The organism is Mesorhizobium sp. M0001, assembly GCF_040324255.1.
Taxonomy (GTDB): domain Bacteria; phylum Pseudomonadota; class Alphaproteobacteria; order Rhizobiales; family Rhizobiaceae; genus Mesorhizobium.
In genome coordinates this window covers 329,963-343,283 of the sequence record NZ_JAMYVS010000005.1, presented here as the reverse complement: position 1 = coordinate 343,283, position 13,321 = coordinate 329,963, and the positions used below count along the sequence as shown (strand labels likewise).

At 64.4% G+C, this 13,321-nt stretch carries 11 protein-coding genes; 3 read left to right on the top strand and 8 right to left on the bottom strand.

Annotated features, from left to right (window positions below; genetic code table 11):
* Positions 1-49: 49 nt before the first annotated feature.
* From NKK50_RS17185 to NKK50_RS17175, 3 genes are all read left to right on the top strand, one after another.
* Positions 50-1,405 carry a M16 family metallopeptidase gene (locus NKK50_RS17185; RefSeq protein WP_352543690.1) on the top strand — a complete coding sequence of 452 codons (1,356 nt, stop codon included), beginning with the start codon at positions 50-52 and terminating at the stop codon, positions 1,403-1,405.
* A 188-nt stretch (positions 1,406-1,593) separates the two neighbouring features.
* A complete protein-coding gene (locus NKK50_RS17180) occupies positions 1,594-2,970 on the top strand; it encodes a M16 family metallopeptidase (protein WP_352543689.1) in 1,377 nt (458 codons plus the stop codon).
* Positions 2,967-3,827, top strand: a complete 861-nt coding sequence (locus tag NKK50_RS17175) for a patatin-like phospholipase family protein (RefSeq protein WP_023712767.1) — start codon at positions 2,967-2,969, stop codon at positions 3,825-3,827. Before NKK50_RS17180 ends, NKK50_RS17175 begins: the two co-directional genes overlap by 4 nt.
* 168 nt (positions 3,828-3,995) lie before the next feature.
* Here NKK50_RS17175 and NKK50_RS17170 read toward each other — a convergent pair whose 3' ends face one another.
* The 8 genes from NKK50_RS17170 to NKK50_RS17135 all read right to left on the bottom strand — a co-directional run bounded on the left by NKK50_RS17170 (position 3,996) and on the right by NKK50_RS17135 (position 13,302).
* Positions 3,996-4,532, bottom strand: a complete 537-nt coding sequence (locus NKK50_RS17170; RefSeq protein WP_023712768.1) for a dihydrofolate reductase family protein — start codon at positions 4,530-4,532, stop codon at positions 3,996-3,998.
* 113 nt (positions 4,533-4,645) lie between these two features.
* Positions 4,646-5,314 carry a 4'-phosphopantetheinyl transferase family protein gene (locus tag NKK50_RS17165; protein WP_023752074.1) on the bottom strand — a complete coding sequence of 223 codons (669 nt, stop codon included), beginning with the start codon at positions 5,312-5,314 and terminating at the stop codon, positions 4,646-4,648.
* Positions 5,311-5,769: a GNAT family N-acetyltransferase gene (locus NKK50_RS17160; RefSeq protein WP_031199606.1), complete on the bottom strand. Its 459-nt coding sequence runs from the start codon at positions 5,767-5,769 to the stop codon at positions 5,311-5,313. The genes NKK50_RS17165 and NKK50_RS17160 overlap by 4 nt, the downstream gene beginning before the upstream one ends.
* Positions 5,769-9,857 carry a Pls/PosA family non-ribosomal peptide synthetase gene (locus NKK50_RS17155; protein ID WP_352543688.1) on the bottom strand — a complete coding sequence of 1,363 codons (4,089 nt, stop codon included), beginning with the start codon at positions 9,855-9,857 and terminating at the stop codon, positions 5,769-5,771. Before NKK50_RS17155 ends, NKK50_RS17160 begins: the two co-directional genes overlap by 1 nt.
* A gap of 308 nt (positions 9,858-10,165) precedes the next feature.
* Positions 10,166-11,347, bottom strand: a complete 1,182-nt coding sequence (locus NKK50_RS17150; protein WP_352543687.1) for an arabinose transporter — start codon at positions 11,345-11,347, stop codon at positions 10,166-10,168.
* A 29-nt stretch (positions 11,348-11,376) separates the two neighbouring features.
* Positions 11,377-11,811 carry a lipocalin-like domain-containing protein gene (locus NKK50_RS17145; RefSeq protein ID WP_352510796.1) on the bottom strand — a complete coding sequence of 145 codons (435 nt, stop codon included), beginning with the start codon at positions 11,809-11,811 and terminating at the stop codon, positions 11,377-11,379.
* Between the two features lie 56 nt (positions 11,812-11,867).
* Entirely contained in the window at positions 11,868-12,884 is a 1,017-nt protein-coding gene (locus NKK50_RS17140) for a zinc-dependent alcohol dehydrogenase family protein (protein WP_352510795.1), read from the bottom strand.
* Positions 12,885-12,906: 22 nt separating this feature from the next.
* Positions 12,907-13,302, bottom strand: a complete 396-nt coding sequence (locus tag NKK50_RS17135; RefSeq protein WP_352543686.1) for a (R)-mandelonitrile lyase — start codon at positions 13,300-13,302, stop codon at positions 12,907-12,909.
* Between the last annotated feature and the right edge of the window lie 19 nt (positions 13,303-13,321).

The following is a 13,321-nucleotide window of genomic DNA, read 5'->3' as shown; positions in this document are numbered from 1 at the left end:
TCCGCGGCTAACCTTGCCTATCGTCGCGCGATAACAACCGGAGCCATCAATGACATTTCATACTGAATGGCTGCGGAGAGCCTTGCTCGCCACCGCGCTGACCATGGCCGGCCCGGCCCTGGCCGCGGATGATGGCAAGGTGGCCAACTTCCTGCTCGACAATGGCATGGAGGTGGTGGTCATTCCCGATCATCGCGCCCCCATCGTCACCCATATGGTGTGGTACAAGATCGGCAGCGCCGACGAGCCGCCAGGCAAGTCCGGCATAGCGCACTTCTTCGAACACCTGATGTTCAAGGCCACGACCAACCACGCCGCGGGCGAGTTCGACCGCGCCATATCGGCCATCGGCGGCTCCAACAACGCCTTCACCTCATATGACTACACTGCCTTCCACGAGACGGTGGCGCCCTCGGCACTTGGTGAGATGATGAGCTTCGAGGCCGATCGCATGCGCAACCTCATCTTGACCGACGAGGTCATCAAGACCGAGCGCGACGTGATCCTGGAAGAGCGCCGCGCGCGCATCGACAGCAATCCGCAGGCGGTGCTCGACGAAGAGGTCGACGCGACGCTCTGGCAGAACCAGCCCTACCGCATTCCGGTGATCGGCTGGATGCAGGAGATGGAGCAGTTGAACCGCACCGATGCGGTTGCCTTCTATGACAAATACTACCGCCCCAATAATGCGGTGCTGATCGTGGCCGGCGATGTCGAGCCGGAGGTCGTGAAGGCGCTGGCCGAAAAAACCTATGGCAAGGTCGCGCGCGGTCCCGACCTGCCCCCGCGCATCCGCCCGGTCGAGCCGGAGCAGAACACCAAGCGCACGGTGACGCTCACCGATGGGCGCGTTTCGGTGCCGAGCTTTTCGACGCAATGGGTGGTTCCGTCCTACCACACGGCAAAACCCGGCGAGGCCGAGGCGCTCGACCTGCTGGGAGAGATCCTTGGCGGCGGCAGCCGCAGCAGGCTCTACCAGCAACTCGTGGTCAAGCAAGGCATCGCATCGGCGACCGGCGCCTTCTTCCAGGGTACGATGCTCGACGCCACCAATTTCACCGTCTATGGCGCGCCGCGCGGCGACGCCAAGCTGAGCGACGTCGAGGCGGCCGTCGAGGCCGAGATCGCCCGCATCGTCAAGGACGGCGTCACCGCGGACGAGCTGGAGAAGGCCAAGGCCCGCTATATCAGGGCCATGATCTTCGCCCGCGACAAGCAGGACGAGATGGCCAATCTCTACGGCGCCGAGCTCGCCACCGGCGGCAACGTCAGGGATATCGAGGAATGGCCGGACCGCATTCGCAAGGTCACCGCCGATAAGATCAAGGCGGTCGCCGCACGCTATCTGCTGCTCGATCGTACGACGACCGGCTATCTCTTGCCGCAGCAACAGGCGGGGAATTGATGATGACGAGATTGAGCGTTAGCGCTGTCCCTCACCTGCCTGCCGGCATCCTCTCCCCCTATAGTGACGGGGAGAGGGGCGCTGTCATCGTCGATTTCGCCAACCATCAGCGTCGTAAGAAGAGCGCCAGCGTCGCGGCGAGACCCCTTCTCCCCGTCACTATACGGGGAGAAGTGCCCGGCAGCGGGATGAGGGGCGGAGCTGACCTTGGCGATCAATGGCCTGATGCGATTACTCATAGGCGCATCGCGGTTCTCCACGCCCTCGCCACACTGTTCCTCGGCATCTTCTTCCTCATCCTGCCGGCGCTTGCCGCGCACGCGATGGACATCCAACCGGTGACCTCGTCAAAGGGCGTCAATGCCTGGCTGGTCGAGGACCACTCCATTCCGATCATCGCCATCCGCTTCGTCTTCGATGGCGGCTCGACGCAGGATCCGGCGGGGCGGGAAGGGTTGGTCAATCTGATGACCGGCCTGTTCGACGAGGGCGCCGGCGACCTCGACAGCGAGGCCTTCCAGATCAAGCTTGACGATGCCGGCGCAGAGATGGGCTTCGAAGCGGCGCGCGACGGCACCTATGGCGCGATGCGGATGCTGGCCGAGCAGAAGGATGCGGCCTTCGACCTGCTCAGGCTGGCGGTCACCAGCCCGCGCTTCGACCAGGCGCCGATCGACCGCATCCGCGCCCAGATCCTGTCCGGCATCATCGCCAATGAGCGTGACCCCAACACCGTCGCGCAAACCAAATGGCTGCGCGCGATCTATGGCGAACATCCGTATTCCAGGCCCGACCAGGGCACCAAGGACAGCATCGCCACCATCACGGCAGCGGATCTGGCTGCCTTCCACAAGGCCAATTTCGCCCGCAGCGGCCTGCATGTTGCGGTGGTCGGCGACATAGATGCCGCGACGCTGAAACGGAAGCTCGATGAGGTCTTCGGCGATCTGCCGGAAAAGCAGGTGCTGCAACCGGTTGCCGATACGGAGCTGAAGCTCGGCCAGCAGCTCGAGGTCGACTACGACCTGCCGCAGACCTCGCTGCAGTTTGCCTACCCCGGTGTGAAGCGCGATGCGCCGGATTTCTTCCCTGCGGTGCTGATGAACCAGATTCTCGGCGGCGGCACCTTCACCTCGCGCCTCTATGACGAGGTGCGGGAAAAGCGCGGCTTGGCCTACTCCGTCGATTCCAACCTGGTCGACCACCAGCATTCCAATGCGCTGATCATCACCACGGCGACGCGTTCCGACCGCGCCGCCGAGACGCTCGGCATCGTCAAGGAGGTGGTCAAGAAGATGGCGCAGGAGGGGCCGACCGAGGCCGAGCTGGACGCGACCAAGAAATACATGGTCGGCTCCTATGCTATCAGCAATCTGGATTCTTCCAGCGCCATTGCCGCGACCCTGGTGGAATTGCAGCTCGACAATCTCGGCATCGACTACGTGCAGCGCCGCGCGGCGCTCATCAACGGCGTGACGCTCGATCAGGTCAAGGCAGCGGCGAAGAAGCTGCTGACGCCGGCGCCCGCGATCATGAGCATCGGGCCGAAGCTGGAGGCCAAATGACAGGTCCGACTTTCGGTATCGCCTTTGGCGGCGGCGGCGCGCGCGGCCTCGCCCATATCCACATCGTCGAGGCGCTGGACGAGCTCGGCATCAAGCCCGTGGCCATCGCCGGCTCCTCGATCGGCGCCATCATGGGCGCCGGCATGGCCTCGGGCATGAGCGGCAAGGACATCGAGGACTACGCCCGCTCGATCCTCGGCCGCCGCGCCGAGGTGGCGGCGCGCATGTGGCGCTCGCGTCCCGGCACCATCGCCGAGGCGATGCAGGGCGGCATCCGAGTCAGCCAGTTCAACATAGAGCGCATCTTGAAGGCGTTCCTGCCGGAAGCCATCCCGGAAACCTTCGCCGAGCTGAAAATCCCGCTGAAGGTGACGGCGACGGACTATTTCGGTCACAAGCTGGCCGTCTTCGACGAGGGCGACCTGCATTCGGCGCTCGCCGCCTCGGCTGCCATTCCCGCCGTGTTCCGCCCGGTGACGCGCGACGACCGCGTGCTGATCGACGGCGGCATCTACAATCCGGTGCCGTTCGACCTCATCGAAAACGACGCCGACATCATCATCGCCATCGACGTCGTCGGCGCGCCGAGCGAGGCCGAGCGCAAGCACCCGACCACGGTCGACCTGATGTACGGCGCGACGCAATTGATGATGCAGTCGATCATCGCCCACAAGCTGAACCAGCGCCCACCAGACATATTGATCCGCCCGCCAGTGTCGAAATACCGCGTGCTCGATTTCATGAAGATCGACACGCTGATGGCCGAGACGCAGGAGGTCAAGGACGAACTGAAGCGCGAGGTGGAAAGAGTGGTCGAGGCGCGTGCCAAGGGCAAGCGGGGGAAGAAAGTAGGGTGAGCTGCCGATCTCCCCCCTCGAGGGGGAGATGGTCGGCAGGCCAGAGGGGGTCGTCTCGCGTGAAGCTAGACCTCCTACTGTCGATAGGAGGTTGCGTCAGGACGGACCGACCGCCTCTGTCGCCTTCGGCGACATCTCCCCTAAAGGGGAGATTACCCCACCAGCGTCTCACACCCTCCCAGCCGCATATTCCAGCGCCACCACGCCATTGCTGAACTGTACGGTCGAGATCGGCTCCAACGCCACCGGCATATCGGGCGGGAACAGCTTCTTGCCCTCCCCGACGGAGCCAGGGTAGCTCAGCAGCCTGACGCGATCGACCAGACCATGGCGCAGCAATTCCCGCGCGACGCTCAGGCTGCCATGCACATAGATGTTGCCGCCGCTGCCTTGCTTCAGCGCCCGAACCGCTTCCGGCAACACACCCTTCAGCAACTCGGCCGGTTTCCAGTCGAGTGCCTTCGGGCTTGTCGACGCGACATATTTCGGCAGCGCATTGAACCGGTCGGCGAAGTCTCCGGTTTCCTTGGGCCAAGAGCCGGCAAAAATCTCGTAGGTCGTGCGCCCCAGAAGCATGGCCCCGCTGTCGGCAAGCTCGTCCTCCTTGAACCTTTGCATCTCATCGTTCCAGGTCACGCTGGGCAGCTTCTCGACCTCGGCGATGCCATCGATGCTGATGAATTCGGTGACAATAAGGTTTCTCATGGCGCTCTCCTTCTTCTGTCAAAGGACGAACCGTGTGAGCCTTTTGCGACCGCTCTGCGAAAAAAAAGCGCTTTGTTGAGCAGGCGTTGCTGTCGGGCGCTGGCCCATCGCGCTTAAAGGGGGGCGCTTCGGACACCATCGACAAACGCCAGAACGACCACACACGGAGCAACGCAGTAAACCAGTCTCGCTCTGCGGCCCGTCTTCGTCACAGCGTCGCTTGCGTCGAGATCGACGGTGATGTCCTCATAGCCCAGCACTTCGCCATCAAGCGGGTAGGCGGCCTTGTAGACAGCTTCCTTGGCGGCAAAAAGGATGCGACCGGCAAGATACAAGTCGGTTGCGTCGATCCGGTCAGCGGGGGCTGCAACCAGCGCGAAGATGTCGTCGGGCAGGGGCAAAGCGGGCTCGATATCGATGCCGAGCGAGGCGACGTGGGAGAGCGGCGCGACGGCCGCCACGGCCATCTCGTCGTCGTGAGCCAGCGACCCCGTTACTCCATGAGGCCATACCGGTGCGCCGGAGGAGCCGCGGAGGATAGCGACGTCGTTCAAGCCCATATCCGCCAGCAACTCGTGCGCGATCCACCGCGCCGCGCCACTCGCCCGCCGCATCAGCGGCAGGCGTGACGGGATGGAGCGTGCTTCCTGCGGCAGCAAATGGTTCTCATCGCCTTCGCGGATCGTGCGGCATCCGATCCGAACGCCGGCGGGTGCCATGGCGGCCATCGCCGCCAGCAACTGCGCCGACAGGCTGGCGCCGGCATCGAGCGGGCGCGTCATGGCTGTTCGCCCCGCAGAGCGAGGTCGGCGATCATTTCCCCGTCCTCGTCGGGCCCTTCTTCGACGAAACCGGCAGCGCGATAGAGGCGGCGTGCCGCTTCATTCCCAGGTTCGTAGCAGATCGAAACGTGGCTGATGTGGCCGAGCCGCATGATTTCATCCAGCACTTCGCGCAAAGCGGCCTTGCCGTAGCCTTGGCCCTGATGGACGCGATCGATCATGAAGCGGTAGATCCGCGCCTCGTCGTCGTCCTCTGGCGCCTCATACATCAGGAAACCGACGACGCGATCCCCTGCCATGACGACGCGCGGCCGTGCGTCCCCGTCGGTTTCGGCTTCGTCCAGCGACTCCGCATTGCTGGCGACAAAATCGATCTGATCCGCGGCCAGTTCCAGAGCCGCGACCAGGGCCCGGTTGGCCGCAGTCACCGAAACGAGACGGACGTCTGCGCCCATCAAGCCGTTGCCTTGACGCTATCCTCCGGCAGCGGCTCGACGAAGCGATGCAGCTTGGCCGGGTTGCCCCGCCAGATCGAGTTGGGCTCCAGCTCTTCGCCCTTCATCACGAAGGAGTCCGCGTCGACCATCGAGCCTTTGCCCATCACCACGCCGTAGTGGACAAAGGCGGAAGGCCCGAGCGTGCAGCCATCGCAGATGCGGATGAAATCGGACTTGAACGCGCCTTCTTCCAGCGAATGGGCCTGGATCACGCAGCCCTCGTTGAGCGTGACGTCGTCGCCGATCTCGACCAGCGAACGCTCGGTCAAATTGCTGCCGCCGTCATAGACCCGGCTGCCGACCTTGACGCCGAGCAGGCGCAGGATCATCGGCCGGAACGGCGTGCCGGCGAACAGGCGCACGATGGGCGAATCCGCCAGCTTCCAGTGGCGCTCGTGGCGCCAGAAGGCGACGTCGTAGATGGTCGTCATCTGCGGCTTCAAGCCGCGGAAACCAAGACTTGCCCGCTCGACCAGAATGTAGAACGGAATGGTGATCGCCGAGGTCAAGATGACGGCGGCGAACAGCGCCACCTCCGCCCATTCCGTATAGTAGTTCAGCGCCCGGTCCCAGATCGCCAGCGTGACGAACAGCATGACCCATTGCGTTGCCAGGAACAGAAGAATGGTCACCAGGTTGTGGCGGTTCTTGAACGGGATGCGCCGGCGCCGGTCTGCCTCGTCGACGCCCGCGATAAGCTCCTTGTCGCGGTTCACCATGCGCGGGATTTCAAAGGCGGGCGAACCGAGAAGGCCGACATTCTCGCGCAACGGCCCGTCGATGGGGATCATCACCTTGGTGCCGAGCAGGACGTTGTCGCCCGTGCGCCCGTCCGGCGGATAATAGATGTTGTTGCCGAGATAGTTGCGCTCGCCGATGCGCGTCGGCTCGAGCCTGAAGGCCGAGGCGGACTTGTGCATGTTGATCATGAACAGCCCGTCCGACACCATGGTCTCGGTGCCGATCTCGCACAGAAGCGGGTTTTCGTGCTGCTGGTTGGAGCCGAAATTGGAACCGGTCTGCACCACTCTGTTGAGGTTCCAGCCGATGGCGCGCATGTAGTGCACGATCGCCGAGCTGTCGCCGGCCAGGAGCCCGAGCACGCGGGAATTGCTGGCGAATTCGGCGACGGTCTGCAGCCAGTAGCGGAAACCGTAAAGCGTGTAGGTGCGGCCCGGCTTCAAGATCAGGCTCGTCAGGCGCGGCACCAGCGTCGCTGCCAGGAAAGCCGCCGCGATATAGCCGAAAAGCGTGACCGTGGTGCCGATTGCGACAAGGCCGATCGTCTCCTGATAGTCGTCGCCGACATATTCCCAGTAGCTGTGGAACAGGAGCGGCAGCGGGGTGACGAGGCCAAACAGGCCGACCAGCTGCAGCGCTTCATAGAGGAAGCGCCGGACCTGGTAAGGATTGACATTGCGCACCTTGCAATAGTCCGCCGTGGTCGGCACCGCCGGCGATCCATGCCAGTGCTCGCCGTCGGGAATGCTTTGCCCGCGATGCAGCGAGGACGAATGGCCGAGCTGGGCGCCGTTGCCGATCCTGGTGTCGATGTCGAGCGTGGAGCCGACGCCGACGAAGGCATCGCGGCCGATGGTCAGCGGCCCGGTGTGGATATAACCGGACTGGGCCCTGAAGCCGAGGATCATCGATTCCTTGCGCAGGATGGTGTTGGCGCCGATGGAAATAAGATCCGTGCAGACGGGCACGGACTTCGATTCGATGACGGCGTTTTTCCCGAGTTTGGTGCCGAGCAGCTGCAGATAGAGGCTGTAGAGCGGGCTGCCGCGGAACAGCACGACGGGTGCGGTGCGGATCAACGTCTTGACCACCCAGAAGCGGAAGTAGCGCACGCCCCAGATCGGAAACGCCTCGGCCTTCCAGCGGCCGATGAGCACCCATTTCGCCAGGACTGCAAAGCCCGACATGCCGAAGAACACGGCGGCCGAGAGCGCCACGCACCGGATATAGAGCTGCAGCGGATCGTCGAGCGCGTCATACATCCAGTTGAGGCCGTCATTGATCGCCCAGAGCGCCACGTAGCTGTAGAGGCCGTAGAACGAAAGCTGCGCCGCGCCGCAGGTCCAGTAGGCGAAATTCGAGGCCCGGCGGGTGAGGACCGGCTCGTTGGTTGCCGTCGTCATCTCCTCCGCTACCCCCAGATGCAGCGCCAGGCGCGCCACTGTGGGATAGAGATAGATGTCGCGCATCGACGTCGTCGCCCATTCCTTCCTGGTGCGCACGCGCGCGCAGAAATGCGCCATCAGCAAGGAGTTGGCGCCGAGATCGTCGAAGAAGTGATCCTCGACCGACACCGCGTCGAATTTCAGCACCGTGGCCAGCGCTTCCGCCAGGAAACGCTCGTCCTCATTGGCGGGCGGCACCATCGTGCGATCGGCCGAAAGCCGGATGCTCGTCGGCTTCGGCAGCTGGCGCAGGTCTACCTTGTTGGAGACGGTCATCGGGATGGCAGGCAGTTCCTCCAGATAGGCGGGCACCATGTAGTCGGGCAGCCGCCGCTTCATCGTCTGGGCGAGATCCGCACGGGAAACCGCCGCTACGCCGGTTTTAAGCGCGTAATAGGCAACGAGTTCGACGCGGCCGGGCTCGATCTCCCAGGTGGTCACGGCGGCCTGGGCGATCTCGGGCTGGTCGAGCAGCACCGCCTCGATCTCGCCGAGTTCGATGCGATATCCGCGAATCTTCACCTGCGTGTCGATGCGCCCGGCATACTCGATCTCGCCGCTATCGTTGATCCGGCCAAGATCGCCGGTGCGGTAGATGCGCTGCGACGGGTTGTTCGGCAGGCCGACGAAATCGGCGATGAATTTCTGGTCGGTCAGGTCCGGCCGGTTCAGATAACCGACGGCGAGCCCGATGCCGGCAATGCCGATCTCGCCCAGTTCACCGGGCTCGGCAAGTTGCGGCAGCGAAGCGTCGAGAATGACGATCGAGTAAGTCGGCAACGGCGCGCCGATTGTGACGGGACGGTCCGGCGTCAGCGCCCCCATCGTTGCGGTGACGGTCGCCTCGGTCGGCCCGTAGGTGTTGAGGATCTGCCGGCCCGGCTTCGACCAGCGCACCACCAGATTGTGCGGGCAGGCCTCGCCGCCCACCAAAAGCGTGCGCAGGCTGGGAACGTCCGATGTCATCGATGACAACAATGTCGGGCTGCAGGCCATGCAGGTGATGTCATGGAGGCGCAGGAAATCCGCCAGTTCCTCGCCCACCAGCGGCATCTGGCCAGGTGCCGGCACCACCGTCGCGCCGGCGACGAACGGCACCCAGATCTCTTCGGAGGAAAAGTCGAAGGCAATGGTCATGCCCTGATACGCCCGGTCGCCCGGCCGGTAGCCGTAGGAGGCGGCCGCGACGTGTATGAAATTGACGAAGCTCTGGTGCGTGATGACCACGCCCTTGGGCTTGCCAGTGGTGCCCGAGGTATAGAGGATGTAGCAAATGTCGTCGGCCGCCTGCGGCTTCAGCGGCGCGGGCGACTGCGCGGAAATCTCGGCGGCGGCGCTGTCGATCAGCACATGCGGAACGGGCAGTTGACCGGAGCGCGACGCATAGGCGGCGATGGTGACGATCATGCTGACGGCGGCGTCTTCGATGATCAGCGCCATCCGCTCCTGCGGAAACGCGGTGGCCAGCGGCACGAAGGCAGCCCCCGCCTTCATCACCGCCAGCAACGCGACATAGGTTTCCGCCGATCGGTCGAGAATGAGCCCGACCCGGTGGCCCGGCCGCACGCCGTGCTTGATCAGCATGCGGGCGAACTGGTTGGCGCGGCTGTTCAGCTCCTGATAGGTCCACACGCGCCCTTCGGAGATCACCGCCGGCAGTGCGGCAAACGTTACGGCGAGCTGCTCGAACACCGTATCGAGCCGCTCACCCGGCTGCCGGGCAAAGTCGGCGCCCGTCAGGACCTGGCCGTTCCTTGTCGGGCCGCGAGCGATCCGTGCCAGCGCATCGATGCCTGGCAGGCCGCCGATCGGTGTTGCCGCGTCGCTGTCCAGTTCGGCGATATCGTAGTCCATGTCCATACTTTCTCGTCCTCGCCGGGCATCGCCCGGCTGTTCGTGCCGCCGCTGGAGGAGGCACTGCGCCGCCGCTGCGATTTTGTTGGTGGAGGGCTTCCAAAAAGGAAGTGCCCGGAATCCCGACGGGGAAGCTTATGCCACCCGATCTTTTCGCCGGTTTTTCCGAACTGTTGAATTTTGTTTCTGGAGTGTGTCTGGGCGGGGAGCTTGGCCGGCCGCTCGCTGCACCTTGCGGGGGAGGGCTTCAGCGTTGGTGGCAACCCGGAAACAGAATATGAGCGAACCTCATGCGGACGACGCCGGCGAGCTGTCTATCTTGGAGCGCTACGGCGACCCAGCAGCAGAGCGATGCCCAACGCCGGAAGCGTCGCCGCCGCGACGGCCAAGAAGACGAATTGCAGCCCGGTCGACGCGGCGACCAGGCCGAGCGCCGGACTGCCGAAGCCGAGCGCCACGTCGAGGAAGACGGTGTAGAGTCCCATGGCCAGGCCGCGGCTGCGCGACGGAAGACGGCTTACGGCCTCGGCGCCGAGACCGGGATAGACCAGCGAGTAGCCGAGGCCAGTCAGGCCCGCTCCGATCGCGGCGACAACAGGCCCGGTCGCAAGCCAGACCAGCATCAGCCCTGCCGCCTCGACCACAACGAAGATCACAGCGACGCGTGCGCCCCCAAGCCTGTCGGGCAGGTGGCCGAAGCACAGCCTTGCCACGATCAGCGACGCAGCATAGGCCGTGAAAGGAAGCCAGACCGGCTGCCAGCCCCGCTCGGCGAAGAGCAGGGCGCCGAAGCCCAGAATAGCACCATAGCCGAGGCTGCTGAAAGCAGCTCCGACGCCAGGAAGCCAGACCGCTTTCGCCACGCTCCTCCATGATTGCGGCGCGCTGCTCGCGACAGCGCTGGTGCCGCGCATCGGCAGGATGGCAAGCAGCGTCGCCAGCGGCAGGATGATCGTCGCGAGTGCGATCGCGGTGAAACCGCTCGCTGCATAAAGCGCAGATCCGGCCGGCGCCCCTAGCGCGAGCGCCGCAAACATCGCCGTGCCCACCCAGGCTATGACTTTTCCGGAGTTCTGTCCGCCCGCAACGGAGAGGCCCCAGGCGACGCCGCCGGTTATGATGAAGCTCTCGGACGCGCCCAGTACCGCCCGTCCGGCGAACAGCGCCGATGCGGACGCTACCGGCCGGTCGAGCAATGCCAGCGAGCCGAGGTAAAATAACCCGGCAAGGGCAGCGGCAATGAGGCCGACGACGACGGCGCGCTTGCCGCCGCGTCCATCGGCATAGTTTCCAGCCCCGATGCGCGACAGCATCGAGGCGACGAACTGGCTGCCCGTCACCAGCCCGACTGCGAAGGGGCCGAAGCCGAGCTGCTGGTGAAGATGCAGCGGCAGGACGGGTAGCGCCAGTCCGATCAGCAGGAAGCCGGCGAAGACAGCCGCCATGATTGGCACCAGTTCCGCGATGACGCCATTTCGGTCTGACATCCGCGCCATTTTGGCCTTCGGTAACCCAACTGTTCGGATCAGTAGCGTTCGTAGGTTACGCGCCAGCCTTCGGCCGGGTTGTCAGGCGTGAGGACCAGTTTGTTGCCCGAGACCTCGAATTTGCGTTTCATGCTCTTGCCGACAAGGTTGCGGACCAGGGAGGACTCGATCGTGATGACGAAGGTCTTGTCCTGGTCGTTGATGGCGACCGGCCCGTAATAGGCTTCGTAGCCATTCGCCGTGTAAGGCGTGTCCGGCGCCTTGGGGTCGGGGTTCTGCGCCTGCACAGAGAGGGTGCCGGCCTCGGTGAAGATGACCTGGCCGGAATAGGACACGGGCTTGAGGTTTCCCTCGGCGCCGGCCTCGAGCGAAATCATGCGCCATGCGCCGATGATCGCGGATTCTTGCGAGAAAGCCGGCGTGGCGACCGAAAGCGCAAGCGCAAGCGCGGCAATCTTCAATCTCATAGTCATATGTCGTTGTTCCTTTTCTGAGTTGTGGGTACGCACAGGCGGTCCTCGATCTTTGCTCACACCGAAAGCATGACCTTGATGGCGCGACGCTCGTCCATGGCGCGGTAGCCTTCAGCGACCTCGGCCAGCGGCAGCTTGAGGTCGAAGACCTTGCCGGGCTTGATCCGACCTTGCAGCACACGGTCCATCAGGTCGGGCAGGAAGCGGCGCACCGGCGCCGGGCCGCCCAGCATGCGTTTCTGGCCGAAGAATAGTTTTTGGCCGTCGAAGTTCACGCCATGCGGCACGCCGACATAGCCGATGGTGCCGCCGGGGCGGGAGCAGGCCAGCGCCTGGTCGAAGGATTCTCCCGTGCCGACGCATTCCAGCACGGAGTCCGCGCCGACGCCCTTGGTGAGTTCCTTGATGAGGGCCACGCCTTCCTCGCCGCGCTCGGCGACGATGTCGGTGGCGCCGAACTCGCGGGCGAGTTTTTGGCGGCTGGCGTGCCGGCTCATGGCGATGATGCGCTCGGCGCCCATCGCCTTGGCCGCAAGCACGCCCATCAGGCCGACCGCACCATCGCCGACCACCACCACCGTCGATCCTTCGCGGACCTCGGCTGCGTCGGCCGCATACCAGCCGGTGCCGAGCACATCGGACACCGCCAGCAGGTCAGGGATGAGTTCGGCCGGCGGCACTTCGGCGGTGGCGACCAGTGTGCCATCCGCCAACGGTACACGGGCGTAAGGCGCCTGCGCGCCCGACATGAACTCGCGCTGCACACAAGACGACTGGAAGCCGAAGCGGCAATGCGGGCAGGTATTGTCGGAGAGGCAGAACGACCCGACGACGAACTGGCCGGGACGGACGGTGCGCACCTCTGCGCCGACCTCGACGACGATGCCGCAATATTCGTGGCCCATATGCATCGGCCCGGCGACCGGCTGCAGCCCGCGATAAGGCCACAGGTCCGAGCCGCAGATGCAGCTTGCCGACAGCTTGATGATGGCGTCCGTCGGCCGCATGATTTTCGGATCGGCGATTTCCTCGCAGCGGATGTCGCCCGGTTTGTGAAGAACGGTTGCAAGCATGTTGGTTCCTTTCGAGGAGAGATCAGGCGCCGTAGTCGGCGTCGCTGACATGTTCCAGCCAGTCCACGACCTTGCCATCCTTGACCTCCTGGAGGGCGATGTGGGTCATGGCGGTCTGAGGCGACGCGCCGTGCCAGTGCTTTTCGCCGGGCGCGAACCAGACGACGTCGCCCGGATGGATTTCCTCGACCGGGCCACCTTCGCGCTGAACTCGGCCGAGGCCCGAGACGACGATCAGCGTCTGGCCGAGCGGATGCGTGTGCCAGGCGGTGCGGGCGCCGGGCTCGAAGGTTACCTGTGCGCCTTGAACCCGCTCGGCGTCGAAGGGATTGAAGAGCGGATCGATCCGCACCGTTCCGGTGAACCAGTCAGGCGGTCCCTTGCCGGAAGGCCTGGTGCCGGCGCGAAGAATGTCCATGGTGATCTCCTTTGCGTCC